General features: G+C 67.8%; 26 protein-coding genes and 1 tRNA gene. 13 read left to right on the top strand and 14 right to left on the bottom strand.

What is annotated here, in order from left to right:
- Positions 1 to 49: 49 nt before the first annotated feature.
- From KGA66_RS03450 to KGA66_RS31370, 3 genes are read right to left on the bottom strand one after another with little or no spacing between them, the layout of a single operon-like run.
- Positions 50 to 1,213 (bottom strand): site-specific integrase, encoded by a 1,164-nt coding sequence (locus tag KGA66_RS03450; protein WP_211464384.1) that lies wholly within the window; start codon positions 1,211 to 1,213, stop codon positions 50 to 52.
- A complete protein-coding gene (locus tag KGA66_RS03445) occupies positions 1,213 to 1,416 on the bottom strand; it encodes an excisionase family DNA-binding protein (RefSeq protein ID WP_246506958.1) in 204 nt (67 codons plus the stop codon). Before KGA66_RS03445 ends, KGA66_RS03450 begins: the two co-directional genes overlap by 1 nt.
- An 8-nt stretch (positions 1,417 to 1,424) precedes the next feature.
- Positions 1,425 to 1,892, bottom strand: a complete 468-nt coding sequence (locus tag KGA66_RS31370; protein ID WP_312886715.1) for a replication initiator — start codon at positions 1,890 to 1,892, stop codon at positions 1,425 to 1,427.
- Between KGA66_RS31370 and KGA66_RS03435 the strand changes: the two genes are divergently transcribed.
- From KGA66_RS03435 to KGA66_RS03415, 5 genes are all read left to right on the top strand, one after another.
- Positions 1,841 to 2,590: an ATP-binding protein gene (locus KGA66_RS03435; RefSeq protein WP_211464382.1), complete on the top strand. Its 750-nt coding sequence runs from the start codon at positions 1,841 to 1,843 to the stop codon at positions 2,588 to 2,590. The two genes, KGA66_RS31370 and KGA66_RS03435, sit on opposite strands and share 52 nt — an antisense overlap.
- A gap of 36 nt (positions 2,591 to 2,626) precedes the next feature.
- Complete coding sequence (locus tag KGA66_RS03430) at positions 2,627 to 3,238, top strand: DUF3846 domain-containing protein (protein ID WP_211464380.1); 612 nt, start codon at positions 2,627 to 2,629, stop codon at positions 3,236 to 3,238.
- Between the two features lie 278 nt (positions 3,239 to 3,516).
- Complete coding sequence (locus tag KGA66_RS03425) at positions 3,517 to 3,972, top strand: hypothetical protein (protein WP_211464378.1); 456 nt, start codon at positions 3,517 to 3,519, stop codon at positions 3,970 to 3,972.
- Between the two features lie 823 nt (positions 3,973 to 4,795).
- Positions 4,796 to 5,350, top strand: coding sequence for a flavodoxin domain-containing protein (locus KGA66_RS03420; RefSeq protein ID WP_211464376.1), 555 nt, complete (start codon positions 4,796 to 4,798; stop codon positions 5,348 to 5,350).
- A gap of 95 nt (positions 5,351 to 5,445) precedes the next feature.
- Positions 5,446 to 6,315 (top strand): class I SAM-dependent methyltransferase, encoded by an 870-nt coding sequence (locus tag KGA66_RS03415; protein WP_438822015.1) that lies wholly within the window; start codon positions 5,446 to 5,448, stop codon positions 6,313 to 6,315.
- Between the two features lie 136 nt (positions 6,316 to 6,451).
- Here KGA66_RS03415 and KGA66_RS03410 read toward each other — a convergent pair whose 3' ends face one another.
- Complete coding sequence (locus tag KGA66_RS03410) at positions 6,452 to 7,045, bottom strand: DUF5324 family protein (RefSeq protein ID WP_312886714.1); 594 nt, start codon at positions 7,043 to 7,045, stop codon at positions 6,452 to 6,454.
- A gap of 306 nt (positions 7,046 to 7,351) precedes the next feature.
- On the opposite strand from KGA66_RS03410, the gene KGA66_RS03405 reads away from it, so the two are divergent.
- Positions 7,352 to 7,894, top strand: coding sequence for a peptidylprolyl isomerase (locus KGA66_RS03405; protein ID WP_369015801.1), 543 nt, complete (start codon positions 7,352 to 7,354; stop codon positions 7,892 to 7,894).
- 64 nt (positions 7,895 to 7,958) lie between these two features.
- Positions 7,959 to 8,933 (top strand): rhomboid family intramembrane serine protease, encoded by a 975-nt coding sequence (locus KGA66_RS03400; RefSeq protein ID WP_246506964.1) that lies wholly within the window; start codon positions 7,959 to 7,961, stop codon positions 8,931 to 8,933.
- Positions 8,934 to 9,147: 214 nt separating this feature from the next.
- Here KGA66_RS03400 and KGA66_RS03395 read toward each other — a convergent pair whose 3' ends face one another.
- A complete protein-coding gene (locus KGA66_RS03395) occupies positions 9,148 to 9,393 on the bottom strand; it encodes a cell division protein CrgA (RefSeq protein WP_211464366.1) in 246 nt (81 codons plus the stop codon).
- 250 nt (positions 9,394 to 9,643) lie between these two features.
- Here KGA66_RS03395 and KGA66_RS03390 point away from each other — a divergent pair, with 250 nt between their 5' ends.
- Complete coding sequence (locus tag KGA66_RS03390) at positions 9,644 to 9,805, top strand: hypothetical protein (protein WP_211464364.1); 162 nt, start codon at positions 9,644 to 9,646, stop codon at positions 9,803 to 9,805.
- Positions 9,806 to 9,860: 55 nt separating this feature from the next.
- Positions 9,861 to 10,508, top strand: a complete 648-nt coding sequence (locus tag KGA66_RS03385) for an aminodeoxychorismate/anthranilate synthase component II (RefSeq protein ID WP_211464362.1) — start codon at positions 9,861 to 9,863, stop codon at positions 10,506 to 10,508.
- A gap of 16 nt (positions 10,509 to 10,524) precedes the next feature.
- Here KGA66_RS03385 and pknB read toward each other — a convergent pair whose 3' ends face one another.
- The 6 genes from pknB to KGA66_RS03355 all read right to left on the bottom strand — a co-directional run bounded on the left by pknB (position 10,525) and on the right by KGA66_RS03355 (position 18,836).
- Positions 10,525 to 12,441 carry a Stk1 family PASTA domain-containing Ser/Thr kinase gene (gene pknB, locus KGA66_RS03380; RefSeq protein ID WP_211464360.1) on the bottom strand — a complete coding sequence of 639 codons (1,917 nt, stop codon included), beginning with the start codon at positions 12,439 to 12,441 and terminating at the stop codon, positions 10,525 to 10,527.
- 323 nt (positions 12,442 to 12,764) lie between these two features.
- The gene (locus KGA66_RS03375; protein ID WP_211464358.1) at positions 12,765 to 14,252 is read right to left on the bottom strand and encodes a peptidoglycan D,D-transpeptidase FtsI family protein; all 1,488 of its coding nucleotides are present in this window, start codon (positions 14,250 to 14,252) and stop codon (positions 12,765 to 12,767) included.
- On the bottom strand, positions 14,249 to 15,661 hold the full coding sequence (locus KGA66_RS03370; protein WP_211464357.1) for an FtsW/RodA/SpoVE family cell cycle protein: 1,413 nt from the start codon (positions 15,659 to 15,661) through the stop codon (positions 14,249 to 14,251). Before KGA66_RS03370 ends, KGA66_RS03375 begins: the two co-directional genes overlap by 4 nt.
- A 63-nt stretch (positions 15,662 to 15,724) precedes the next feature.
- Positions 15,725 to 17,326: a protein phosphatase 2C domain-containing protein gene (locus KGA66_RS03365; protein WP_211464355.1), complete on the bottom strand. Its 1,602-nt coding sequence runs from the start codon at positions 17,324 to 17,326 to the stop codon at positions 15,725 to 15,727.
- Positions 17,327 to 17,340: 14 nt separating this feature from the next.
- Positions 17,341 to 17,835, bottom strand: a complete 495-nt coding sequence (locus KGA66_RS03360) for an FHA domain-containing protein FhaB/FipA (RefSeq protein ID WP_211464353.1) — start codon at positions 17,833 to 17,835, stop codon at positions 17,341 to 17,343.
- Between the two features lie 125 nt (positions 17,836 to 17,960).
- A complete protein-coding gene (locus tag KGA66_RS03355; protein ID WP_211464351.1) occupies positions 17,961 to 18,836 on the bottom strand; it encodes an FHA domain-containing protein in 876 nt (291 codons plus the stop codon).
- A 447-nt stretch (positions 18,837 to 19,283) separates the two neighbouring features.
- Between KGA66_RS03355 and KGA66_RS03350 the strand changes: the two genes are divergently transcribed.
- Positions 19,284 to 19,369, top strand: a tRNA-Leu gene (locus KGA66_RS03350).
- Positions 19,370 to 19,506: 137 nt separating this feature from the next.
- Here the strand turns inward: KGA66_RS03350 and KGA66_RS03345 are convergent.
- The 3 genes from KGA66_RS03345 to KGA66_RS03335 are packed head-to-tail and all read right to left on the bottom strand — an operon-like array spanning position 19,507 to position 21,921.
- Positions 19,507 to 19,722: a hypothetical protein gene (locus KGA66_RS03345; RefSeq protein WP_211464349.1), complete on the bottom strand. Its 216-nt coding sequence runs from the start codon at positions 19,720 to 19,722 to the stop codon at positions 19,507 to 19,509.
- Between the two features lie 22 nt (positions 19,723 to 19,744).
- Entirely contained in the window at positions 19,745 to 20,392 is a 648-nt protein-coding gene (locus KGA66_RS03340) for a response regulator (RefSeq protein ID WP_211464347.1), read from the bottom strand.
- A complete protein-coding gene (locus tag KGA66_RS03335) occupies positions 20,389 to 21,921 on the bottom strand; it encodes a HAMP domain-containing sensor histidine kinase (RefSeq protein WP_211464345.1) in 1,533 nt (510 codons plus the stop codon). Before KGA66_RS03335 ends, KGA66_RS03340 begins: the two co-directional genes overlap by 4 nt.
- 413 nt (positions 21,922 to 22,334) lie before the next feature.
- Here KGA66_RS03335 and KGA66_RS03330 point away from each other — a divergent pair, with 413 nt between their 5' ends.
- The 3 genes from KGA66_RS03330 to KGA66_RS31365 all read left to right on the top strand — a co-directional run bounded on the left by KGA66_RS03330 (position 22,335) and on the right by KGA66_RS31365 (position 25,329).
- The gene (locus KGA66_RS03330) at positions 22,335 to 23,249 is read left to right on the top strand and encodes an ABC transporter ATP-binding protein (protein WP_211464343.1); all 915 of its coding nucleotides are present in this window, start codon (positions 22,335 to 22,337) and stop codon (positions 23,247 to 23,249) included.
- Entirely contained in the window at positions 23,246 to 24,289 is a 1,044-nt protein-coding gene (locus KGA66_RS03325; protein ID WP_211464341.1) for an ABC-2 membrane transporter-related protein, read from the top strand. Before KGA66_RS03330 ends, KGA66_RS03325 begins: the two co-directional genes overlap by 4 nt.
- 254 nt (positions 24,290 to 24,543) lie before the next feature.
- Positions 24,544 to 25,329 carry a DUF6193 family natural product biosynthesis protein gene (locus KGA66_RS31365; RefSeq protein ID WP_211464339.1) on the top strand — a complete coding sequence of 262 codons (786 nt, stop codon included), beginning with the start codon at positions 24,544 to 24,546 and terminating at the stop codon, positions 25,327 to 25,329.
- Positions 25,330 to 25,574 lie beyond the last annotated feature (245 nt).

The raw sequence follows: 25,574 nt of genomic DNA, 5'->3' as shown, positions 1-25,574 counted from the left end.
ACCCCTCACCGATCATGGTGAGGGGTCTTTGTGCCCGTTGCGTGCCCGATCAGGCCGAGGAGCCGCTCTCCGGTGGCTTCTTCTTCGCCTTGTTGGCCTTGGCCTGCCGAGCCCGTTCCTTCGAGATCATCTTGTCCAGCGCGGCGGCGATCACGTGGTCACGGCCCTGGGAAGCGTGCTGGTAGCCGAGCGCCGCGTTCAGCGTGGAGTGCCCGATCCGTTGCATGAGCTCCTTCAGGGTCGCGCCGGTTTGGGCCGCGATTGTCGCTCCGGTGTGGCGGAGGTCGTGAAACCTGATCTGAGGCACGCCCGCGTCCTTGAGTGCGTCGAGCCAGAGCCGCCGGAAGTTCGCCCGCCGCAGCACGCCGCCGAGCGGCGAGGTGAACACGTACGAGTCCGGCGCGGCGTCGACGAAGGCGGCGAGGTGGCCGGCCAGGGCCGGGCCGATCTGCGAGGGGAACGCCACGGTACGCAGGCCCGCGTCTGACTTCGGTTTCTGGTCAAGCAGTATCCGGCCGTTGTCGACCTCGACGACGATCGACTCAACCGTCACCGTGCACGCCACCACGTCGATGTTCCGCCGCCGTAGCCCGACCAGCTCGCCCCAGCGCAGGCCGGTGAAGGTGCCGAGCAGGACGAGCGCCTTGTAGCGGTCCGGCATCCGATCTATCAGCGTGTATATCTCGCTGATCGTCAGAACGGGCCGCTCCTTCCACTTGTAGAGCGCCGCGCCGTCGATCTGGCACGGGTTGCGACGGATCACCTCATCCTTCCGGGCGGTGTTGAAGATGGCCCGCAGCAGCGAGTACGCCCGCGCGACCGAGGCAGAGCCGAGGCCGCCATCGTTGATCTGCTTGTACCAGCGGCGAATGTCCGCGGGCTTGATCTCTCCAATTGGCTTGCCGCCGAGGTAGGGCACGATGTGCAGCCGGAGCAGACCGACCGACCGCGCCCGCGTCGAGGCCCGCATCTTCGGATGGTCGCGAAGCCACTCCTCGGCGAACTGCTCAAGCGAGACCGCGCCGGCGTCCGGGTTGATCCAGTCATCCCGGTTGATCTCGGCTTCCTTGTCTACCAGCCACTTTTCCGCCTCGGTCTTGGTGCGGAAGGTCTCCGGCGTGGGTCGGTCGACGCCGTCCGGGCCGAGGTAGCGCACCTGATACCGGCCGGAAGGCAGTTGCCGGATGCGGCCGAAGCGCCGCTTGCCAGCCATCAGGCCACCGTCGTCAGGTGACGAACGGCGCGCCGAGTCGACAGCGGCAGAACGGTTCCGGCCTGGACGAAGTCGACGACGGCCGAGCGCGGGATGCGCACGTGTCGGCCGAGGCGGACGACGGTGATGCGCCGCTCGGCGACCAGGCGGCGGACGAACCGCGGCGTGGTATTGAACAGTTCGGCGGCTTGTTCGACGGTCAAGAGAGTGTCTATTCGGGGCCTCCTTCCGGGTCGGGTGAGTGGTCGGTGTGGCCAGACTGCGGCGTCGATGACGACGGTTGGTCGGCCGGTCCGGCGTAGTTCCAGTGGTTGACGACCAGCACGTCGGGGCTGTCGACGAGCGCGAGCGTCAGCGGGTCGCGGCGCGCGGTGTAGTCGGCGCGTTCCTGGCGCAGCGCGCCCAGGGTTGTCGAGTAGCCGCGAGATTTGGCGGCGAAGTGGCCGCCGAAGCCGAGCATGTGAGCCCACTTGCGCAGCCGCAGCGGTGCGAGTTCCGCAATCGCGCCGAGCCGCCAACACGTTTCGATCAGCGTCCGGGCGTGGTCGGTCAGGTCCCAGTGGTCGAGGTCGATAGTTCGACCCAGCCCGTTGCAGGTGGAGGGGGGTAGAGCAGCAGGTCGGGAGGGTGCAGGAGGTAAGTGGGTGGGTCGGTCCGGCCCCCTCGTCTGCCCCGTCATCCCGAGGGGTGCCAGACGCCGGCCGACAGGTCAAGACGGAAGAACGTGTCTTGACCCGCCGACCAACGCCGGCAGCGCAAGCACCTGCCAGGGCAGAGGACTCGGCCACCCGACGCACCCGCCGGGTCGCCGCGCACTTCCCTACCGGCAAGACCCTCGGGTCCTGGCGCGTGGAGGACTCCTCGATCCCCACCGCCACCCAGAACGCCCTAACCACCCTCGAATGGATCGGGCGCAAGGAGAATTTAGTCGTCAGCGGACCCTCGGGTACAGGAAAATCGCACTTCACCGAGGGGCTCGCACACGCCGCGATCGAAAACGACCTGCGGGTGGCCTGGTTCACCCTCGAGACCCTGGAGAGCACCCTGGCCCGCACGAAGATCGACGGGTCGATGGCCAAGACGGTGGCCCGGATCTGCCGGGCCGATCTGATCGTGATCGATGACGTCGGCCTGTTGCCGGTGGCCGCCGACGCGGCCGAGGCCTTCTACAGGATCATCGACGCCGCATATGAACGCCGCTCCATAGCTGTGACCAGCAACATTCACCCTTCGGGCTTTGACACGATCATGCCCAAGACCATTGCGACCGCAGGAATCGATCGTCTCATGCACCACGCGCATTTCGTCCAGACCCAGGGCGATTCCCACCGCCTCGCCGAGGCCCTGGCCGGCAGGGGCGTGGTCCCGCTCACCTAAAAGCCCCGGTCAACCAGAGCCCATCCCATGAAGGCGTTGGGCATCGACCGAGACGGGCGCGTGGCCGATGTGGAACTGTCCCGCGACCGGTCCGTCGGCGTCATCCACGGGCTTCGTGCCGTCATCGGCTGCGCGGCGGTCGAGCGGCTGGTGGTCGACGGCGGGCTCGCGCTGTGGGTCGACGAGGACGGCATCGCCGCAGGGCGTCCGGTCAACTGGCCGGCGAGCCTGCTCGCGCGAGAGCTCGGGGTGCCGATGCGGCTGCGCGGCACGGCCGTGGTGACCGGGGCCGTCGGCCAGTGGGGCCGGACCGTCGGTTTGAGCGGTGCCCAGATCGACGATCTGTACCACCGCCTGGGAGCGCCCAGCCCTGCGCTAGGCCTGCCCTCGGGTCGGGACGGACCAGGCAGTCCGCAACTGCACCCAGCCTACCTGCGGCAGAGGGCGGGAACGCCCTGGGGATTTCTGATGTCCGCCAGCAGGGATCCACGTGGCCATCTACAGGGATTTCTGATGGCCACCAGCAAGGAGAACACCTGTCCGCCCACAAGGAGAACCTCGTGGCCATTGACACCCGGTTCCAGGTTCGGATCGGCGGTCCAAGACGCCATGCCTCCACGACTGTTGGATCGGAGCGCCGCGTGTTGACCGCGGCTTCGAACCGCTTACGTAGGCGGCGCACATCAGCGTCCTTGATCGCGGCGATCGTCCACAGTCCCCTCCAGCTCATCGCAGCATGATCGCGCATCCCCGCGTGCGCGACCGTCCGCCGTGGCAGCCGGTCCTCACCGAAGTCAGCGTCTTGTCTCGCAAGGGTGCTGGCGCTAACCTTGGCCCGGTCGTCAGCCGCGTGAGAGATCTCCGCAAGCCACACCATCATCAGCCCCGGCTATCGGGCACCAGCACGTGCATAGCGAGGTTGTCCTATGGTCTCCAGTAAAGTCATTCAGCGTTGCACCAATGTCGTCGCGCCTGCGCTCGCGCCCGGCGAGCAGATCCAGATGATCGAAGTGCTTCAGCTCGGCAAGGTATCGGCCAAGCGCCAGGTCGCCACCGCCGCTGTGGCCGGCATCGCCTCCGGCGGTCTTCTCATCGTCGCGGCGAGGCCGCGACCGTATCTCATGGTGATGACCGACCAGCGCATCGCACTCGTGGACTTCGTGAACACCAACGTCGGCAAGAAAATCGCGCTCTCAGTCCCCCGGGCGAACTTCAAAGCCGGGCCGCTGAAGGGGCATCTGCTCACGTACTCGATGCAGGTCGACACCATCGATCCCGCGATGTCGTACCGTTTCAGTTGGGGTCGAGCTCAAGCGAAGATCGCCAAGCGGGTGGCTGCGGCCCTCGGCAGCCCGATCGCGGCCGCCGACCAGACGGTGTAGCGCAGGCGGGGTCACGTGCCCATGCCTGCTTGTCGCGTGCCCGCCAGGATCCGGAGCCGACAGCCACAGCGGCGCCCGCGGTAGACCGGTCCAACGAGGTGAAACGAGGCGACGCCCGCGTGGCCGAGCTTAGAGAGTTCAAATACTCTTCCCGGCCGGGCCGGTGTGCGCTGCGCTCCCTCTGTGGAGGAGTCATCGATGCGGGTCACCTTCGCGACGCAATCGGCCTGTCCCATGCGGCCGAACGAAGGTTGCCGAGCGCGAGCGGGTCGCCGCCACGCGGCGCGGTACCGTCGAACGTGAGTCAGCCCTCGTCGACCTGGCCGCGGCCGAGCGGGCTTCGCGGAATGTGCGGGATGGCTATTGGATCGCATCGACGAATCCTGACTCCGCGGCGCATGCGCGACAAGGACACGTCGGCCGCGGGAGCGTGCGCCGAGCCGCGCTGCTCAGTGGAGCCGCCGCCGTTGAGCGCTACGGACTCATGGACTGGACACAGGCACTCGACGTGATCCAAGCTCACGGCCCGAGCCAGCTCATCCGGCAGGTCCGGGAGGCCGAGCTCTCCGACGAGCAGTGCGCGCGTGGTTCAGAAACGAGATCCACGACGACGCTACCGTGATCTTCTGCGCGCCCGGCCAGCTGGCCGGTCTCGAGCGCTGACGGCCTCGTCGGCGATTGCGCGCCCGAGACAGACGAACTGAGCAGACGGGCGGATTTTCCGGACAAGAGATCCCGCCCGGATGAGGACATCCGACCCTGGCTGGTAGGAAAAGCGTGCCTAGCGTCGTAAGTGTGAGTGCTTATCGACGGAGGTGACGCCATGGCGGTGCTGGTCGCTTACGCGAGCGCGTACGGTTCAACACGGGAGATCGCCGAACGGATCGGCGATGTCATCCGCAGGTCGGTCCCTCGGGTCGACGTGCGACCGATCGATCAGGTGACCGGGCTGTCTCACTATGACGCGCTCGTGCTTGGTAGCGCGGTCCACAACCAGGCGTGGCTGCCGTCCGCGGAGGACTTCGTGCGGCGTAACGCAGGGCTGATGTCGACCAAGCCATTGTGGATGTTCAGCGTCGGCATGCCGGCCGCCTTGAGGGGACCGATGCGGCGGATTGCGGCGACGGAGGAGCACAAGCTGCTCGCTCGGTTCCAAGGAGTCGTGAAGCCGGCCGGACACCGCTTGTTCTCCGGCGTGATTGCGGCGCACGAGATCTCGAAGACCGGCCGGATCATCTTTCTGTTGATGGGTGGCCGCTACGGCGACTATCGCGATTGGGCCGCAATCGAGCGCTGGGCGGACGGTATCGGTCGCTCTCTGAGCGAGCCTGCGCGCCGGCACGTCCCAGCTCGGCACCTGCTGCGCCGCGCGCGCTGATCCGAACTCGGCGAGCCTGGCGGTCGCACCGACGACCCCGAGTGAATTCCGTTGCGACGCGAAAGCCGAGTCGAGATCGTTGCCGCATGGTGCGCATGCCGACAGAGAATCCGTGCCCGGAACCGAACGTGAACCCTCAAGCTGGTCAGCGAACTGATCGGCTCTCGTCGCGCCCGGCGCCAGAGCTTGCACCGGAGATCCTTGACTACTACGCACAAGGCCGTGAGGACGGTCGCCTGCGGTACGGCGCAGGGCGCCTGGAGCTGTTGCGCACGCAGGACATCTTGCGACGAGTGCTTCCTGAGCCTGGCGGGCGCCTGCTCGACGTCGGCGGCGCCAGTGGGGTGCACGCGCAGTGGCTCGCCTCGGACGGCTGGAGTGTCGAGCTTGTCGATCCCGTGCCGCTGCACGTCGAGCAGGCCGCAACCGTTTGTGGGATCGTGGCGCGGCTGGGCGACGCCAGGGCGCTGGACGCGCCCGACGCCTCGGTCGATGTGGTACTCCTGCTCGGGCCGCTCTACCATCTGCCGGACGTGATCGACCGGCGGGCGGTGCTGGCCGAAGCGCGGCGCGTGCTGCGACCCGGCGGCACCGCCGTTGTCGCCACCATCAACCGATACGCCGGTCTGCACGACCAGCTCAATCGCGGCGGCTGGTTCGAGCCATGGCGGCGCGCCCGGCTGGTAGTGACCGCGGCGACCGGTTTGGTCGAACCCGGCGGGGATTTCACCACGGCTTACCTGGAGCCGCCGGGCGAGGTCGACGCCGAAGTGGCCGGCTGTGGCTTCCGCGTGACCGGACAGTATGGCGTCGAGGGCACCGCATGGCTGATGAGCGATCTCGACGCGGTTCTCGACGACCCAGACAGACTCGCCGCCCTACTTGCGGCTCTGCGCATCGTCGAGTCAGAGCCGACACTCCTCGGGGTATCCGGGCACTTGCTCACAGTGGCAGTCCCGGAATAGGCGTTCTTGCCGTGCCTCACCCACTGCTCAACGGGCAGGCTTACGGCGGGCCGCCCAAAAGACACCGCCAAACGGCGCGCTCGTCGGAACCTGTGCGTTCCGACGAGCGCCGCATACGGGGTTCGCTCAGTTGGCGTCAGCGGTCACCGCTGCGATTGTCGGACGAGGTCGACGACGAATCCGGTTCGGATTCGTCCCCCGTACCCGACTTGAAGCCGTGGTCCGCCGCGTTCACCTGATCGGCCGCAGCTTCGGTTGCCCTGAGCGCGGTTTCGACCGCTTCGTCCTCTACCCAGACCTGGTCGCGCGAGCGCTGCCAGAGCACGGCCGCGGTGCCCAGCGCGGCTCCGGCCGCCGCAGCCCCACCGATCAGCCACAGCTTGCGGTGACCGCGGCCGTTGTGCTTGAGGTGCTCGATCTGGGCGGCGGTCACCTGGCCGCGTGCGGCCGCCAGGGTCGCATAGGCCCGATCGGACAACTCGGCGCGCAACGGAGCAGAGCGCTGTACCGCCGCGTCCGCGACCCGTGAGGAGAGCTGCGCCGCCGCCGGCACCAGTTCCTCTCGCACGCGGTGCGATGCGTCCGCCAGGGCGGGCGCCACGGTTGAACGGGCATGCTCCAACCGGGGGGCGGCCTCCGTACGCAGCGTCTGATAGTGATCGCGAAGCCACGGCTGGACGGATTGTACAGATCCGCGGCTCAGCGGCTGGGAATGGCTCGTCTTGGTCACGGCTCGGCCCTTCACCCTTCCGTCGTTCGGACGCCTCCCGCTTTCCCGCGACCGCTATGACTATGCGCGGATTGCGCCGTTCGGCGCGCGCAGTTCCCGGTCAACTGGACAAATCGTCCGTGAACCACTCGGTACCGCCGCGCGGATTGACACAGATCAGCTACCGCTCAGCTACCGCGGCGCAGTGAACCGGTGGCGCGTGGGAAGATGTGCAGGGACATGCACCAGCCGACGTAAGCGGCCGGCCGAGGGGCGTGACGCCGGGGGCGTTCCACAACGTAGCGAACGATGGAAGCGAGGGCCGCCATGGCCGAGGAGACCTACGCCGTACTCAAGACCACGCACGGGGACATCACCGTGCGGTTGTTCCCGAATCACGCGCCCAAGACGGTACGCAACTTCGTGGAACTGGCCGAGGGCGGCAAGGAGTGGCTCGACCCGCGCACCGGGCAGAAGACGACCGCGAAGCTGTACGACGGCACCATATTCCACCGCATTATCCCCGGGTTCATGATCCAGGGCGGCGACCCGCTGGGGCAGGGCACCGGCGGTCCGGGTTACCGTTTCGACGACGAGATCCATCCGGAACTGGCCTTCACCAAGCCTTATCTGCTGGCCATGGCGAACGCCGGCAAGCAGGGCGGCCGGGGCACCAACGGCTCGCAGTTCTTCATCACCGTGGGCCAGACCGCATGGCTCAACGGCAAGCACACCATCTTCGGCGAGGTCGCGGACCAGGCCGGCCGCGCGGTGGTGGACGCCATCTCCAACGTGAAGACCGGGCCGATGGACCGGCCGGTCGACGATGTGGTGCTCGAGTCCGTGGTGATCGAGCGCCGCGCATCCTGACAGGCAGTCAGCCCCGCGCTGACTGCCGATTCGGCTCGCATTCATCGGGGATAGGACTGTGACGATGCCGTCCGACGAGCTGCCGACGACCACTTCCGGCGCCGGCGCCGTGTCGGGTGCGCCGGTCTGCTTCCGGCACACCGACCGGGAGACATATCTGCGTTGCGCCCGCTGCGACCGCTCTATCTGCACTGACTGCATGGTGCCCGCTCCGGTCGGCTTCCAGTGTCCCGAGTGCGTCCGCGGCGGCAGCCGGGAAGTGCGGGAAGTCCGCACGACCGTCGGCGGCAAACCGCACACCCGCCAGGGTCTGGCGACCGGCGTTCTGATCGGCGTCTGCGTCGTGATGTTCGGGCTTCAGAACGTGGTCGGCCCCGCGTTCACGGATCGGATGGACCTGCAGGCCATGGCGCAGCAGATTTCCACGCTGCCGTCCGCCCGCCACATAGGAGTCGCCTACGGGGACTGGTATCGCCTGGTCAGCTCCATGTTCGTGCACCTGAATCTCGCGCACCTGGCTATGAACATGGTGTCGTTGTGGTGGATCGGCGTAGCCGTGGAGAGCCGCCTTGGCCGCACCCGCTATGTGCTGACGTATTTCACGTGCGGCATCGCGGGCTCGGCAGCGTCATACGCGTCGCTGCATGCTTATGGAGCCAGTCTCGGTGCCTCTGGCGCGATCTTCGGACTGCTCGGCGTCTTCGCGGTGCTCGCCTATCGCGAGCGGCTGAACATGCAACCCGTGATCACGGTGATCCTGCTGAACCTCGTCTTCAGCTTCACCTGGGGCGGGATCAGCTGGCAGTCGCACGTCGGGGGGCTGGTCGCCGGCCTGCTGCTGGGGATCGCGTTGGCATACGCGCCGAGGCCGCGCACGATGATCGCCTGGTTCAGGAATCCACAGAACGTGGTTCCCACCGTGGCCGGGTCGTTGATCCTCCTGGTCGCCACGATCGTCGTACTTGTACACACCTCGCAGCTGCAGGATCAGGCCAGTACCAGCGCATTGAGCGAGGCTTGGACGCGGTTGCGCGGCTAGCTTCTTCGCCCAGGTGGGGACGCATCTGCAGGGTGCGTGGCCGCGGTGTCATGCGTCGGCTTCCGGGCTGCCGCCTCCAAGGTTATCCACAGATCGTGTGAAGTTTTCCACACTGTGGATAACCTGTGGAGAAGGCGGCCCGGAGCCTGTGGATAACTCCGGCTCCGGAGGCCGCCCGCGGCGCTACGGTCGACGACGCAGGTTCCCGCCGCGCTCAGCGCCAGCGTGTTGAGAGCGTGAACCCGACCGCGATGAACGCGAAGCCTATGAGCACGTTCCAGGCGCCGAGGTTCGAGATCCAGTGCAGGTTCAGATAATACGAGACGATCCAGGCCAGACCGATCAGGAAGAACGCCACCATGAACCGGGGCACCCAGGCCGAGGACTCGACCTTGATCTTCTGGACCTTCTGCTCGGGCGGGGTGTAGGCCACCTTGTCCCGAGTCTTCGACTTCGGCACGGAACTCTCCTGCTCACTGACTCACCGACTGCTGTACGGCACCCATAGCGTAGCCGTGCGATGCCCGTAGCGACAGCATGCGGCGGGCTTTCTCAGCCTTACCTGCGGTGTGTCCACCGGTTCTCAGGAAAGTAAGCAGTAAGGTGGCTCGGGGTTACCGATCTGCCACTCAAGGTGCGCATCCGTGTCGGGCGTGCTGCGTGGCACGGGAACCGGTAGGAGACGCGCATGGAAGGACAGGGGATGACGCGTGTACGCGTGGATCTGGCGACACCTGCCCGGAGCGCTGTGGATGCGAGTCCTGTGGGCGCTGGCCATCCTAGGTGTCGTCGTGTTCGTACTCTTCCAGTACGTCTTTCCCTGGCTCGAGCCTCATCTGCCGTTCTCCGGCGGCGGCTCGCTTTCCCAGTAGCCTGAGCATTCCCGGCCGCCCGTGCATCCCGCGCACGGACGGCTACGCTGGCCCCATGGCACGCATCCTGGTGGTCGACAACTACGACTCGTTCGTCTTCAATCTGGTCCAGTACCTCTACCAACTGGGCGCGGACTGCGAGGTGCGCCGCAATGACGCCGTCAGGGTCGAGGATGCCGCAGCTTACGACGGCGTGCTGCTCTCTCCCGGACCGGGCACCCCCGAAGAGGCCGGGATCTGCGTCGCCATGGTGCGCCACTGCGCCGCGATCGGTAAGCCGTTGTTCGGGGTCTGCCTCGGTCTTCAGTCGATCGCGGTGGGTTTCGGCGCCGTCGTCGACCGCGCTCCCGAACTCCTGCACGGCAAGACCAGCCTCGTAACGCACGACGGCGCCGGAGTGTTCGCCGGGCTGAAGAATCCCTTCACCGCCACGCGCTACCACTCCCTCGCCGTGGAGCCGGACTCGCTGCCCGGCGACCTGGTGGTCACCGCCCGCACCGGCTCCGGCGTGATCATGGCCGTTCGCCACGTGAGTCTTCCGATCGAGGCGGTGCAGTTCCACCCCGAATCCGTGCTGACCGAGGGCGGGCACCGGATGCTGGCCAACTGGCTGGCGGTCTGCGGCGACGCCGAGGCGGTCCAACGCTCCGACGGCCTCGCACCGGTGATGGGTGCGAGGCCGTCGGAGCCGGTCAGTCGTTGACTGCGGTGCGCTTTCGTCAGCCGCCGTTCCCACCGCCACCGCCGAGCAGGCCGCCGCCGCCGGAAGCGGATGCGCTGGGTGAGGGGGACGGGCTCGGCGTCGGGCTCGGCGAGGCGCCGTTGGAGCAGTACACCTTCACCACAGTCCCCTTGCCTGCCTGCGCATTCGCACCAGGATCGGTGTTGATGGCGTAACCACCCTGTACTTCGCTGCTGAACTGGTTAACCTGCTGGGTCTGGAACCCGGCGCCCTGCACGGCCTGCAGCGCCTGCGTGCAGGTCTGGCCGAGGACCGGCGGCACCGTGGCGTTGCCCGGCCCACTGGAGACCACCACCGTGATCTGCGTCGTCACCGGCACGACCTGACCGGCCAGCGACTTGCCGTTGCCGTCCTGTAGGTCGATCACGTTACCGGCCGGGACCGTGCTGCTGGCCTGGTCCTGTTCCTGGAGGTTGGTGAAACCGCTGCCCTTGAGAGTGGTCTCCACCGTGTCCTTGGTGTTGGTGTTCAGCGCCTTCGTGTCCGGCAGCTTCTTCTGCGTCGCACCGGTGGACAGACAGTAGTTGACCGAAGTGCCTTCGGTCGTGACAGCCCCGGTCTGCGGGCTCTGCGAGATGATCTGCCCGGCCGGGACCGTGGTGCTGCTGGCCGCGTCGCCCGAACAGGTGTTGCTGCCGAGTTTGAGGTTGTTCGCCTGAAGCGCCGTCTGCGCCTGCGCGACCGACTTGTTCGTGATGCTCGGCACCGTCGTGCTTTTTCCGTTCGCTCCGCCACCGAGCAACTTGTTGAAGACCACGATCGCCAGCACGACGGCGATCACCGCGACGACGGCCAGGATGATGTAACCGGCCTTGTCGTTGGACTTCTTACCGCGTCCGCCCGCGCCGCCGGCGCCGTCGCCACGCCGGCGGACCGGATCATCTGCGGGCCCGTCCTCATAAGAGGGCTGGTACTGCGTCGGCTGATATCGCGTCGGCGGTCCGTAACCGGCCGTGGTCTGTCCGCCGCCGTAGCCCGCGGCGCTCGGCACCACCTGCGTCGGCGCGTTCGCTGCTCCGTACCCTGCCACCAGAGTGGGTGCCGCAGCGATCGGACGCCCGTCGAGCGCGCGCTCTATGTCGGCACGCATCTCGTCCGCGGACTGGTAACGCTCGTCCGGGTGCTTGCCGAGCGACTTGAGCACGATCGCATCGGCGACCGCGGGGACTTCCGGGTCATGGTGGGATGGCGGCAGGGGCGCTTCCCGCACGTGCTGATAAGCCACTGCCACGGGAGAGTCGCCGACGAACGGCGGTCGACCGGTGAGCAATTCGTAGAGCAGGCATCCGGTCGAGTAGAGATCGGAGCGCGCATCGACCGTCTCGCCCTTTGCCTGTTCGGGCGAGAGGTACTGCGCGGTACCGATGACCGCGGAGGTCTGCGTCATCGTCATGCCCTGGTCGCCCATGGCCCGTGCGATACCGAAGTCCATCACCTTGACCGCGCCGGCTCGGGTGAGCATGACGTTGGCCGGCTTGATGTCGCGGTGGATGATCCCGTTGCGGTGGCTGTAGTCGAGAGCCTGAAGCACTCCGGAGGTGATCTCCAGTGCTCGCTCGGGCAGCAGCCGCCGGCCGGAGTGCAGCAGGTCGCGCAGCGTCGAGCCGTCCACATACTCCATGACGATGTAAGGCAGCGACACGCCACCGATGTAGTCCTCGCCGGTGTCATACACCGCCACGATCGCCGGATGGTTAAGCGAGGCTGCGGACTGTGCCTCCCGGCGGAACCGGGCCTGGAACGTCGCGTCCCGCGCCATGTCTGCGCGCAGCGTCTTGACCGCGACTGCCCGGCCCAGCCGGATGTCGCGCGCCATGAACACCTCGGCCATGCCGCCGCGACCCAGTACCGCGCCGAGCTCGTACCTGTTGCCCAGGCGACGCGGCTCTTCCATCTGCTCAGCCCTTCCCCTGTCGCCGAACCGCCAGGCCTGGTGCCCGCGGGAGCGGCGATTCGCCGGGTTCCGTCTTCATGCCGTTGTGCGTCCTAGCCGTACTCGACAGGATGCCGTGCCGTGCTCTTCCAGGGACACTGTGCCGCGTGCGACACCGTGCCCGCTGTACCCTGTCGGCCCAAGCCGCGCCGCCGCGCTCAAACCTGTTCGGCGCGATTGTTTCACGGCTAGCGACGCCCGCAGTAGAGCTTCGCGGCAGTGGCGGTCCGAGTGTGCGCCGGGGGAGCACGAAACCGGCGTCCGGACGGTTCACCACCGCCGGTTCAGCGCTGCGAGCCGAGCACCGCCTGGATCACGTCCTTCGCGATCGGCGCGGCCAGCGTGCCACCGTACACGTCGCCCGCGTTCGGGTTGTTGTCCTGCACGAGAACGGCTACCGCCACCTTCGGGTTGTCCGCCGGAGCGAAGGACACGAACCACGCGAGCGCGTTCTGCCCAGTGCCACGTTGTGCGGTACCCGTCTTGCCGGCGACTTGGACGCCGTTGATCTGCGCCGCGGTTCCCGTTCCGTTCTGCACGACCGAGACCATCATGTCCTTCAGCTGGCCGGCTTGCTGCGAGGTGATCGGGTTGTACAGCTGCTTCGGCTCGGTCGTCGAGATCACGTTGCCTTTCGTGTCGAGCTCCTGCTTGACGAGATAGGGAGCCATCGTGACACCTCCGTTCGCGACGGTCGCCGCCATCATCGCGCCCTGAAGCGGCGTCATGCGAACGTTGAACTGGCCGATGGCGGACTGGGCGACCGAGGCGTCGAAGGTGAGGTTCTTCGGGAAAGCGGAGGTCACCGCGTTCATCGGCACCGACGGCCCGGTCTGGTTGAAGCCCCACTTCTCCGCTTCGGCCTGTAGCTTCGCGCCGCCCACGTCGAGTCCGACCGTGCCGTAGACGGTGTTGCACGAAAGCGTGAAGGCTTGAATCAGCGTCGTGTTCCCACACGTCTCGCCGGCGTCGTTGGACAAGGACGCGGTGGTGTCCTTGAAGGTCAGCACGTTGAGAGGTGAGGGGATGACCGTGTTCTCGTCCACCGGCTGGCCGTTGATCCCGTTGTCCATGGCCGCGGCCGAAGTGATGATCTTGAATGTCGAGCCGGGCGGGTAGGTCTGTGACAGCGCCCGGTCGAGGTTCGGCTGCAGCGGGTCGGACTTCAGAGCGTTGGCCGCGCTCGCTTCAGCCTTCGTGTCGTGCGTTGCGAGCGAGTTCGGGTCGAATGAGGGCGCGGAGACCAGGGCGAGCAGCGCCCCGGTCTTCGGGTCGAGCGCCACGACGGCGCCCTCGATCTCCTTGCCGCCGCCCGCCTTGGACAGTCCGTTGTAGGCGGCCTGCTGCGCCGCGGCGTTGAGCGTCAGCACGACCGAACCGCCGCTCTTGCCCTTGTTCTCGATCGTGTTCAGGAACTGCTGGGTGGCCAGCCGCGCGTCCGTGCCCTGCAACAGCGAGTTCTCGTAGTGCTCGATCGAGGTCGAGCCGAAGTTGACGGAGAAGTAGCCGGTCGCCTGTGCGTACAGCGGACCGTTCGTGTACTGCCGCTGGTACTTCAGGATTCCGCTGCTCGGGGTCGAGGTCGCGATGGGCTTGCCGTCGACGATGATCTGCCCACGCGGGTTCTGGAAGGCGTAGATCAGGTTGCGGCGGTTGTCCGGGTGCGAGGAGTACGAGGACGCGTTGACGAACTGGATGTAGTTGGCGTTGACGAACAAGGCGGCGAACAGCGCGAGGCAGAAGATCGCCACCTTCTTGATCGGCCGGTTCACGCCTGCACCACCTGGGTCATCTCGTCGCTCAGTGGAATCGCGGGCGGCAGCGGACGCCGGGCCGCGTCGGAGATCCTGATCAGTAGCGCCACCAGGATCCAGTTGGCCATCAGCGCCGAGCCGCCGTAAGCCAGGAACGGCATCGGCAGACCGGTCAGCGGAATGATCCGGGTGACCCCGCCCGCGGTGATGAACACCTGGAGCGCGAAGGTCGCCGCGAGTCCTGCGGCGAACAGCTTGCCATACGGGTCGCGCACCAGCAGTGCCGTCTTCACGCCGCGCACCACGATGATCGCATAAGCGACGAACAGCGCGGTCAGCCCGACCAGGCCCAGCTCCTCGCCGACGGTCGCCAGCATGAAGTCGGCGTTGTTCGCGAAACCGATCTGGTATGAGTAGCCGCGGCCGAGCCCCGTGCCGAACAGGCCCCCGTTGGCGAACGCGTAGAGCGACTGGGCCAGCTGCCGGGTCTGGCCGGTCACGTCGGAGAACGGATGCAGCCAGGCGTGGACCCGGACCATCACGTGCGAGGACATGTTCGCCACGGCGGCTGCGCCGCCGACGAACAGCAGCAGGCCGAACAGCAGCCAGCTGGTGCGCTCGGTGGCCATGTACAGAATGATCACGAAAGCGCCGAAGAACATCAGCGACACGCCCAGGTCGGTCTCCCGGATCAGGATGAGCATCGCGAACGCCCAGCAGACCAGGATCGGCCCGAGGTCCCGGCCGCGCGGTAGGTACAGACCGAGGAAACGGCGGCTGGCCAGCGCGAGCGCGTCTCGCTTGGCGTGCAGGTACGCGGCGAAGAAGCTGACCAGCAACAGCTTGCCGAACTCGGCCGGCTGCACCGAGAAGCCGCCGAGCCGGATCCAGCTGCGCGCGCCGTTGACCTCGGAGATGCTGGCCGGCAGCACCGCGGGCAGCGCGATGAGGAACAACCCCACCAGCGCCGAGATGTACGCGTAGCGCTGCAGGACGCGGTGGTCGCGCAGGAAGATCACCAGCACGATGAAGACGGCCATCCCGAGCACCGTGTAGATCGCCTGGTTCGGTGCGGCTCCGGCCTTCGGCGCGAGCTTGTTGGCGATGTTGTACGGGTCGAGCCGGTAGATGAGCACCAGCCCCAGGCCGTTGATCATCGAGGCGACCGGCAGCAGCACCGGATCGGCGTAGGGGGCGAAGCGGCGCACGACCAGGTGGGCCGCCAGCAGTGTGATGCCGAACTCCGCGCCCAGCGCCGCGAGGTTCGGCGGGGTCTTGCCGGTCATCGCCTTGCCGGTGTCGGCATAGGCGAACAGTGCGATACCGAGCGCGAACACCAGCAGCAGTGCCTCGATGTTGCGCCGCTTGGGAACGTGCGGCTCGCCGGGCGGATGGGCCGCCTGAGCGGCCAGTGGCGTGCTCGTCATGCGCATCACGTTCCTGTCATTCCGGTCCACGGCACCAAGTCCGGCTTTCGCCCGTCGCCGTCGTCAGCTTGACCCGCCGCCGCCCGAATCACCGGACGCTCCCGGACACTGCGCCGACAGTTGGTTCGATTCGGCGATGCTGGCGCTGGGTGACGGACTGGGCGCCATCAGGGGCGGCGGGGTAACCATCGCCTGCTTCGACGCGCTCGCGCTCGGCCTGGTGCCTGTCGACCCGCTGGCCGAGGGCCGGGTGGAGACCGCGGACGGTGACACGCTCGCGGTCACGCTCGGGTTCAGCGACGCCCCCGGAGCCGTGGTCAGCGCGGTGCAGTCCTGACCGAGGACGGAGAGCGTGTTCACGATCGACTGGGCGTCGGACAGGCTGGTGGCGGTTATGGTGTCACGCACCCGTTCCTGACTGGCCATCGGCAGGGTACTGACCGCGACCTGTGGCGTCGTCGAGTAAACATGCGACAGCCGGAAGCCCGCTACTGATGCGTTCACACCCTTGTAGATCGCGACATGGCCGTTATCGGATGCAACGTAGTACTGCTGTTGCGTCCAGTAGTAGGCGCCTCCTCCCAGCCCGCCGAGCACGACCACGATCGCGGCCAGGGCGACGGCCGGCTTCACCCAGCGCCGATTCTTGGGATCAGGCGCCCAGTCGCCTACTTGAGGTCCCTCCGTGTCGTCGGCGGACTTCTCGCGCCGCTCGTGCCTGCGCAACCGGGCGGCGCGGCCCGCGGGAGTGTCGACCGGGATCTCGTCGGTGTTGCCCGCAGTATTCGTGCCAGGCATCGCGGCCTGCGCCGGCAGTGCGCCGAAGGAAGGCAGGCCGGCGCCGCCGGGGTGCTCGGCCGCGGCTCCCACTGTCACCGGCATCTCGATGTACTGGGTCTGTGCGTTCGCGGAGGAGCCGGGTCCGCCTGTGCTGGGGTCGAACACGTCGGCCACGATGCACGTGACGTTGTCCGGGCCGCCGGCGCGCAGGGCCAGCTGGATCAACGACTCCGCGGCCTGGTGCGGATCGGCGTACCCTGCGAGCGTGGACTCCAGGGTGTCGAAGGACACGAAGCTGGACAGGCCGTCGCTACACAGCATCAGCCGGTCACCGGCCTGGACGTCGGCCATCAAGATGTCCGCGTCGGCGACCTGGCCACGTCCGTCCAGTGCGCGCATGAGCAGCGAGCGCTGCGGATGGTGGCCCGCCTCCTCCTCGCTGATGCGCCCCTCTTCGACCAGGCGTTGGACCCAGGTGTGATCCGCGGTCAGCTGTTCCAGCCGGCCGCCGCGCACTCGATACGCGCGAGAGTCGCCGATGTGGGCGAAGGCGACGCTTTGCTCGCTGAACAGGAAAGTCGTCAGCGTGGTGCCCATACCCTCAAGCTGAGGGTTCTCCGTGATGATGGTGTGCAGCCGCTCGTGCGCCTCGTCGATCCGCTCGGCCAGCGCGCGCATCGGATCCCCCGGCGGTTGGGGCAGCGCGGGCGTGTCCAACTGCGCGATGGTCTGCACGACCACCGAGGAGGCGAGTTCACCGGCCGCCTGGCCGCCCATCCCGTCGGCCACGACGAGCAGCCGTGGCCCGGCGTACCCCGAGTCCTCGTTGCCGTCGCGGATCAGGCCGACGTGGGATCGGGCCGCATATCGCAGGGACAGGCTCATCTACGCTTCTTCCGCTACTTCCGCAGCTCGAGGACGGTCTTTCCGATACGGATCGGCACGCCCAAGGGAACCGGTGCGGGACCGGTGATCTTGGTCCGGTCCAGGTACGTGCCGTTGGTGGAGCCGAGGTCTTCCACCACCCACTGACCCGAGGCGTCCTGGTAGATCCGGGCGTGGCGGCTGGAAGCGAAATCGTCGTCGAGAACGATAGTGGAATCGTGGGCGCGGCCGAGAGTGATCTGTTGCGTTCCCAGCGGGACGCTGGTGCCGGCGAGCGAACCCGAGGTGACGTAGAGCTTGCTCGGCACCCCGCCACGGCGCGGCCGGGCGGCCGCCTGTCCGACCGGCACCGCGCCCGACACCGGCCGGGCGGAGGGCCGGGCGACGCGAATGCGCGAAGCCGCCGCCCCGAAGAGGTCGGTGCGGATCACCGCGATGGAAATCAGGACGAATACCCATAGCGCGGCCAACAGCCCCAGCTTCATCAGGGTGAGGGTGAGACCGGTCATCGTCCTTTACTAACTCCTCGAAGCGGTTGCCGCGCGGTCACCGTATCCTGAGAAGACAGGTACAGCACACCGCGGGCCTGTGTGTCCGTGATCCGCCGCGTTGACGACGGTGATCGCCGGTGTGTTCAAACCTGCCGGAAGACGATCGTGGTGTTGCCGAGATGGATGACCGATCTGTCGCGCAGTTGCGCCTGGCGTACATGCTGGTCGTCCACCACGATGCCGTTGGTCGAGCCGAGGTCCGAGATCACCGAGGGCGTCCCGGTGCGGATTTCGGCGTGTCGGCGCGACACCGAGGGATCGTCCACGCGCAGATCCACATCCGTCCCACGGCCCATAGACGTCACCGGGCGGGTCAGCGGATGCCGAACGCCGTTGATCTCGACCCAGAACGAGGGGACCGCTGGTCCGCCCAGCGGTGGCCCGGGGGGCGGATATCCGCCCGGTGCCGGCCGCGGCGGAGCGGCCATCCCTGCGGCCGCGCCCATCGCACCCATGCCTGCCATGCCCGCGCCCATACCGCCTGCGCCTGGTGGTGGGGGATAGCCCGGAGCGCCTCCGTAGGGCGCGTAGCCTGCCGCGGGATCGGGGTAACCGGGTGCGCTGGCGGGACCGGGCATCTGTACGACGCCGGCCAGGGCCTGCGAACGGATGCGGAACATACCGGTGGCGAGGTCGGGTGCCCGCTCGAACTTGACCTCGACCGGCCCGACGAACATGTAGCGCTGGTCGCGTCCGTGTTCCTGGACGAGCTCGGCCAGTTCGGCGGACAGCGGGCCCGCGTACGTCGTGAGCCGCTCGTAGTCGTGGTCACCGAGTTCGACGGTGAAGTCGTTCGGCACCATGGTTCGGCCGCGGCTGACCACCGCCGCGCGATCGTCGCATTCGCGTTGCAGCGCGCTGGCGATCTCGACGGGCTGCACCTCCGACTTGAAGGCTTTCGCGAAGGCGCCGTTGACCAACCCCTCAAGGCGACGCTCGAAGCGCTGTAGAACTCCCACGGACACCCCCTTCAGGCGTGTTAGGCGGTCGGCTGGCTGGCCGCACGCGGCTCGCCGCGGCCGCGGGACGGCCGGGCGGGTACGTTGCACCTCGTACTCTCTCATTGCGCGAGCGTTCGCCGCATCGCCGCGCCCAGATGAGCCAGTGCGAGGCACGTGGAGCTGACGTTCCACCACTGATCGTATCTTCGAGCGGCGGACGGGCGTCACCTGTTCCGCCACCATCCTCCCCCGCCGCGCGTATTCCACGCGTCACGCCCGAAACGCGACCGGAAGCCGCACGATCGGGTAGCGATTCAGGCAACTGTGCGGATGCCGGGTGGCGGTCGGCGGCGAGGTTGTGCGCGCGGTTCCGAACACGTGGCGCGGCAGGCTGCTCGGTGTTCGCGACCCGACCGAAACGATTTGGGACGGCGCCTGCCCGACTGCTATGGTCATCCTCGTTGCGCGCGAGTGGCGGAATGGCAGACGCGCTGGATTCAGGTTCCAGTGCCCGCAAGGGCGTGGGGGTTCAACTCCCCCCTCGCGCACCACGTTGAACCGAGACAAACAGGCCGTCCAATCCGAGGAAATCCTCGGAGAGGGCGGCCTTTGTGTCATACCTGGAGACGTGCCTGTGGCCTGCCTCCCGGAGGCGGGCACAGGTGTAGTAGGGGTGTCTTCTCTGTAGTCAGCCGCCGGCGCCGGCGACGAAGTCCGCAGGATCTCCGGGGAGCACAGCGGGAGCTACGGCAAGGCCGTCGAGTGGCTCGGCCACCTCTCCGCCGCACAGACCTGCGCTGACAGCCGTCGTGGGCGCGCCACTGGCCCGGCCGCCCTGCAGCGGGGCGCCGTCGTGTTGCGTGTTGCGGGCGACCGCGAGGGTGGCCTCGTACGCGTACTTCATCTCGCTCTTGCCGGGCGGCAGATTAATCTCCCTGGTAGCTGCCGGTCTGGTGGCGGAGGGCGAAGATCGCTGCATGCACGCGGTCTTGCAGGCCGAGTTTGGTGAGGATGCTGCGGACGTGGGTCTTGACAGTCTGCTCGCCGATCTCCAGACTCCGGGCGATTTGCCGGTTGCTCTGACCGCGGGCGATCAGCTGGAGTACCTCGCGTTCGCGTGGTGACAGCGGCTGTAGCGGGTCCGGCGGAGGTGGTCGGCGCAGCGCCTGGGTGAGCCGGGTCAGCAGTTCGGGGCTGAGGCTGGCGGTACCGGCGGCCGCGTCGCGGATGGCGGCGATGACGTGCTCGGCCGGGGCGGTTTTAAGCAGGAAGGAGGTCGCGCCGGCGTGCATGGCGCGGACGAGGTGCTCGTCGTCGGTGGCGGAGGTGAGCACGACGACGGCAGGACGGTGCGGTGTGTCGTGCAGCGCGGCGATCACGGCGTGCCCGTCCAATCCGGGCATGTACAGGTCGAGTAGCAGGACGTCCGGGCGGATGGCGGTGACGACGTCCACGGTCTGTCGGCCGTCTCCGGCTTCACCGGCGACCTCGATGTCTGGTTCCTGGCCCAGCAGGTAGCACAGCCCGTCCCGGACGACGCGGTGGTCGTCGGCGATCACCACGCGAATGGTCATGGCACCGGCACCCGGACGGTGAGCGCCGCGCCGCGCCCGGGTGCGCTGTCGATGTCCACGGTGCCGCCGAGTTCGCCGGCCCGGTCACGGATGTGGGCCAGCCCGGAGCCGGCGTGCGGGGCGGTCGGCTCGAAGCCGGTGCCGGTGTCGCGGACGGCAAGCTCGACGTGCCCGTCCTGACGGGCCAGGGACACGGTGAGGTGGCGGGCCTTGCCGTGCCGGACGGCGTTGACGCAGGCCTCCTGGGCGATGCGCAGCAGGGCGTGCTCGACGGGTGCGGGGACGGTGACGTCCTCCAGGCTGGCGTTGACACTGACGCCGAGCCGGTGGTGGTAGGCCGCACAGATCTGCCGCAGGGCCGGGGCGAGCCCGGCACCGTCCAGGCTGGCCGAGCGCAGCTCGATCAGAAGTGCCTGCATGTCGTGCAGTGCCTCCTCGCTGATGCGCTCGAGCGCCTGTGCCTCCTGGTTGCCTGGGTCGGCCCGGCGCATCCCGGCGGCGATCATCCGCACGCCGAACAGGTGCTGGGAGATCGCATCGTGGATCTCTCGCGCGATCCGGGCTCGTTCCGCGTCGCGCGCGTCCCTGGTGGCCCGCTGCCGTTCGGCGGCCAGCGCGGAGCCGAGCTGACGGGCCATGGTAGTGAAGTTCGCCTCCAGCCGTCCGATCTCGTCGCGGCCGGAGGCGGGCAGGGCGACGGTGTAGTCGCCGTCGGTGACCGCGAGAGTGGCCCGTTCCAGGCGGCGTACCCGGCGCACGAGGCGGCGCGTGGCCAGTCGCCCGAACAGCACGCCGACCGGCACGGTGACGATGAGCAGCGCGGAGGGCGCTGACAACAGCGCCGCGCTGGTCTCGCCGTGCTGGCCCAGCTCGCTCCACGCACGAATGGGGTTGATGAACCGGGGAGCCGACCATGGCGCCTGGAGGTAGACGGAGGCGGCCAGTCCCGGTGCGCTGGCCGACGGCCTGCCGGTGCCGGCGCGGCCCGCCGACCAGATCGTCCAGAGCACGCTGCCGTACGGCGTGGACATGTCGCCGGCTTTGATGCGGCCGCCTGTGATTGCCTGGGCTGCCGGGGCGGGCAGTTCGGTGGCCGCCGCCACGCCGGGCGGGTACCGGTACGGCGCGGAGGACGCGACGACCGTGCCGTCGGCGGCGACCACCACGACCGCAGTGATCGCCTGGTCGCTATGGATCGGGCCGGTGATCGCCGGAACCAGCAGCAAGCTGCCATCAGGAGCCGGCCGGGCCTGGCCCGGCAGCGTGGGCTGACCGCGGTCGCCGAGCACGGTTCCGGCCGGCACGCCACCGGGATAGCGCTCGAAGAGCTGCTGGCCGTAGCTCTGCGCGGTGGCGTCCACCTGGGCCTGCAGCTGGGTCTGCACCTGGACGCCGTTCACCAGTTGGGGTACCTGGAAGCCGAGCACGAGCGCCTCGACCAGCACTACGACGGCGAGTGTGACGAGAATATACGAGGCGACCAGCCGACTCGATAGCCCCCAGGCCCTGCTGCGCATACGGTCCAGCACGCCTGCACGCTACCTGCGCGCACGCCTGCGGCGTATCCCTCCAAGGAGGGACCCGCACTACCTCCGGCGCGTGGCGTGCCTGCCGCCGCCGGCCGGGACGCTAGCGGCGTGAACCCGAATTCATTCTCTCCAGCCCGCCCTGTCCTGTCCCGCCGTGAAGGGCACGAGACCACGCCCGCCGTTGCGATGACGGCTCAGCAACAGGGTCGCCATCGACCGCGACGGGGCATCTGATCATCCCGGCCGCGCTTCGCCCCGAAGAGTCCGCGGAGGCCCACGAAGCGTTCGACTGCGTATACGCATCCCCGGCCCAGACGCGGCCACCGGCCGTGGCCGGCCACGCGCGCCGCGACCGCGTCGGGGATCGAGGCACTGCTCGCCAGCACGTTCCGCACCACCACCGAAGAGGAGAAATGACCGCGATTCTGCAAGCTCACGCGCTGGGCATGCAGTACGGGCGGCGCCCGGCGCTGACCGACTGCACCTTGAACATCCCGCCCGGACACGTGGTCGGTCTCGTCGGCCCCAACGGCGCCGGCAAATCCACGCTGCTCAAACTCGCCTGCGGCCTCCTGAACCCGACCTCGGGCAGCATCAGCGTGCTCGGCAACACCCCGGGCTCAGGCCCCGGGCAACTCGCCCGCGTCGGCTTCGTCGCCCAGGACGCCCCCGTGTACACGAACCTGTCCATCGCCGACCACCTGCGGCTCGGCGCGCGACTGAACCCGCGCTGGGACCGGGGCTTCGCCGAACGACGCATCGCCCAACTCGACCTGGACCCCAAGCAGAAGGCCGGGAAACTCTCCGGCGGCCAGCGTGCCCAGCTCGCCCTGACCGTGGCGGCCGGGAAGCGGCCGGAACTGCTCATCCTCGACGAACCGGTCGCCGGCCTCGACCCGCTCGCCCGCCGCGAATTTCTCAAAAACCTGACGAAATCCGCCGCGGAGAACGGCACCAGCGTCATCCTCTCCTCCCACCTGATCTCCGACCTGGAACGGGTCTGCGACTACCTGATCGTGCTCGTCTCCTCCCGCGTGCGCCTGGCCGGCAAGGTCGATCAGCTCATAGCCGCCCACCACCGGATCGTGTGCACCCTCCGCGATCCCGACGCACTGCCGACCGGGCTCGAGGTGATCTCGGCCGAACACACCGACCGGCACAGCACCTTCGTCGTACGCACCGACACCCCGCTCCCGGCCGAAGACTGGGCCGCGCAGCCGCTGAGCATGGAAGACCTGGTACTGACCTACATTGGAACCGCCGACCCCGGCCTCCGCCCGGCGACGCAGGGCTCGCAGACCGCGTTGGATTCGGAGGCGGGGCGATGATCTGGCTGACCTGGCGTCAATTCCGCACCCAGACCTTCGCGATCCTTGCGCTGCTCACCGCCGCCGCGATCTACGCCCTGATCACTGGAACGCAGCTGCGGCACTCCTATACGGCCGACCTGGCCACCTGCCAGGCACAGAACACATGCTTCGGGCTGCTCAACGGGCTGCAAGAGGACTACAACGGCCCGCTCCAGCTCGCCGAGATGCTCGTGATCGCCGCGCCCGGCCTGATCGGGATCTTCTGGGGCGCCCCGCTGATCGCCGGGGAACTCGAGCGCGGCACCCACTACCTGTCCTGGAACCAGTCCGTGACCCGCACCCGCTGGCTCGCGGTCAAGCTCACCGGCGTCGCGCTGGCCTCCATCGTGACCGCCGGCCTGCTCAGCCTCCTGCTCACCTGGTGGGCCAGCCCGCTCGACACCATCTCGGGCAACCGCTTCGGCACCCAGGCCTTCAACGCCCGCGGCATCGCCCCGCTCGGCTACGCCGCCTTCGCCTTCGCGCTCGGGGTCACCCTCGGGCTGCTGATCCGGCGCACCCTGCCCGCTATGGCTGTCACCCTCGCCGTCTTCATCGCCGTCCAGGTCCTGATGACCGTCGCGGTCCGCCCGAACCTGCTGCCCGCGACCACCACCGCCGTGCCCATCAATCAGGCCACGATGAGCCAGGCCATGAGGTTCGACCGTTCCGTCGCGGTGACCGGCCCCGTCACCATCGACCTGCCCGCGCCGCCCGGCTCCTGGATCCAGTCCGAGACCCCGGCCCTCACCAGCGCCGGCCGACCCCTCCAGACCGGCGAGATTCTCAGCTGCTGGAATCAAGCCTTCGGCCAAGCCGGGGCCTCGGGCAAGGCCGGATCACCGGGCTTTGGCCCCCTCGGTGCTTGCCTCGCGCCCCAAAACCTGCACGTCGACGTCACCTACCAGCCCGCCAACAGTTACTGGCCGCTGCAGTGGAGCGAGACCGCCCTCTACGTTGTCCTCGCCGCGCTGCTCGCCGCCGTCTGCTTCCAGCGCGTCCGCAGGCTCCGCAGCTGAGACCATTGCGCACCCAGCAACGGTCTGGGCCGTCAGGGAGCCGCGGAACCTACACCTACACCTACACCTACACCTACACCTACACCTACACCTATACCTACACCTATACCTACAACGGCCGGTGTAGGTTCGCTTAGCTCTAGTCAGGCCGGAACGCGTTGACCTGGCGTTCTTCCCTCGGTTTCACCACGTGGCGGCACGGCTGAGTCTCAATGACGTGGCGGATTCTTCACCGGGGGCGTCAGACTATGGCTGTGAGCTCGAACTCTTCCCCGGTTAGGCGTGAGCCGTCGTTTGCGGACCCTGATCTGTATCCGGACGTGGCGGAGGCGCGTAGTCTCGCCGCGGCTTTGACCTCAGTGGCGTCGGAGCTCGGACTCTCTCTGGGAGAGGTTCTGACCAACGACTCGGACCCGTATCGGTCGGCAGGCGTCGAGAGCCTGGCTCCCGACCGTAAGCCGTCCTGGATCATTTTGGGTTCCGTCGAACGATGGTTCACCTTCAGTGGCTGGTGGCAGGGAGTCGAGCTGATCACCGGCTCGACAGTGGATCTTGGAGAGATGGCCCGAGCCCTCGACGCCTGGCGCAGTGGTGCCAAGATCCGGGAGATCCACGAAGCGGCGACCTTCGTCAAGGTCAGCGAGCTGGCAGAAGCCCACGAACTCGGTCCTGCCGAGGCCGTCGCTGTGAAGTGGCGCCGGCTCTTGGAGCGTCTGCGTCAAGACGTGGACAGACTGGAGCTTGCGCGGTCGGTCCTGGCGTTAGCCGAGACGGCGTTTGACGAGCCGAAACTTCGTCAGCTGTATCCGTTCACCAGTCACTGGTCGCTTCATTTCACGACCTGCACCGGCTTCCCGTTCTCGTGGGACGTGCCGTTCGTCGATCCGCTGAGCGATGGTCGACACGTGGTCAGCGGTCCGTCGCGAGGGACCGTGGTCGGTGAGGCCGACACTCCGGAGGACGCCGTCGCCATGGTGGTAGCCGGGTTGCCGGAGAATTGCGGACCGGCCGTTGCCGGCACCGCAGACGACCCACGATGAGGCTGATGACGTGACGGCCATAGGGCTGATAGGGCTCGTTGAAAATGTAGGTCGATGCTCGGGTTGAGTGTTGGTGGCGTTCTTCGCAGGAGCAATTGTCAAATCCTGTGGATGTGACGTGCTGATCAGGCTGCGGTGAGCTGTTCGCGCTCGACGAGTTCGCCGCGCTCGAAGCGTGCTCCGGCGCGTACGAGGGCGACGAGGTGGGGCGCGTTTACGGCGCGCCAGCGGTCCTGCGCGGACTC

This window comes from Actinocrinis puniceicyclus, from assembly GCF_018283645.1.
GTDB classification, from domain to species: domain Bacteria; phylum Actinomycetota; class Actinomycetes; order Streptomycetales; family Catenulisporaceae; genus Actinocrinis; species Actinocrinis puniceicyclus.
This window is presented reverse-complemented; position numbering and strand designations above follow the sequence as displayed.

Coding starts and splice junctions, on each gene's coding strand:
- KGA66_RS03365 (WP_211464355.1), bottom strand. CDS start 17,326: ATGAGCCTGTCCCTGCGATATGCGGCCCGATCCCACGTCGGCCTGATC.
- KGA66_RS03330 (WP_211464343.1), top strand. CDS start 22,335: ATGACCGCGATTCTGCAAGCTCACGCGCTGGGCATGCAGTACGGGCGG.
- KGA66_RS03415 (WP_438822015.1), top strand. CDS start 5,446: ATGCCGACAGAGAATCCGTGCCCGGAACCGAACGTGAACCCTCAAGCT.
- KGA66_RS03385 (WP_211464362.1), top strand. CDS start 9,861: ATGGCACGCATCCTGGTGGTCGACAACTACGACTCGTTCGTCTTCAAT.
- KGA66_RS03325 (WP_211464341.1), top strand. CDS start 23,246: ATGATCTGGCTGACCTGGCGTCAATTCCGCACCCAGACCTTCGCGATC.
- pknB (WP_211464360.1), bottom strand. CDS start 12,441: ATGGAAGAGCCGCGTCGCCTGGGCAACAGGTACGAGCTCGGCGCGGTA.
- KGA66_RS03420 (WP_211464376.1), top strand. CDS start 4,796: ATGGCGGTGCTGGTCGCTTACGCGAGCGCGTACGGTTCAACACGGGAG.
- KGA66_RS03370 (WP_211464357.1), bottom strand. CDS start 15,661: ATGACGAGCACGCCACTGGCCGCTCAGGCGGCCCATCCGCCCGGCGAG.
- KGA66_RS03360 (WP_211464353.1), bottom strand. CDS start 17,835: ATGACCGGTCTCACCCTCACCCTGATGAAGCTGGGGCTGTTGGCCGCG.
- KGA66_RS31370 (WP_312886715.1), bottom strand. CDS start 1,892: ATGACGGGGCAGACGAGGGGGCCGGACCGACCCACCCACTTACCTCCT.
- KGA66_RS03450 (WP_211464384.1), bottom strand. CDS start 1,213: ATGGCTGGCAAGCGGCGCTTCGGCCGCATCCGGCAACTGCCTTCCGGC.
- KGA66_RS03340 (WP_211464347.1), bottom strand. CDS start 20,392: ATGACCATTCGCGTGGTGATCGCCGACGACCACCGCGTCGTCCGGGAC.
- KGA66_RS03405 (WP_369015801.1), top strand. CDS start 7,352: ATGGCCGAGGAGACCTACGCCGTACTCAAGACCACGCACGGGGACATC.
- KGA66_RS03400 (WP_246506964.1), top strand. CDS start 7,959: ATGCCGTCCGACGAGCTGCCGACGACCACTTCCGGCGCCGGCGCCGTG.
- KGA66_RS03425 (WP_211464378.1), top strand. CDS start 3,517: ATGGTCTCCAGTAAAGTCATTCAGCGTTGCACCAATGTCGTCGCGCCT.
- KGA66_RS03345 (WP_211464349.1), bottom strand. CDS start 19,722: ATGAAGTACGCGTACGAGGCCACCCTCGCGGTCGCCCGCAACACGCAA.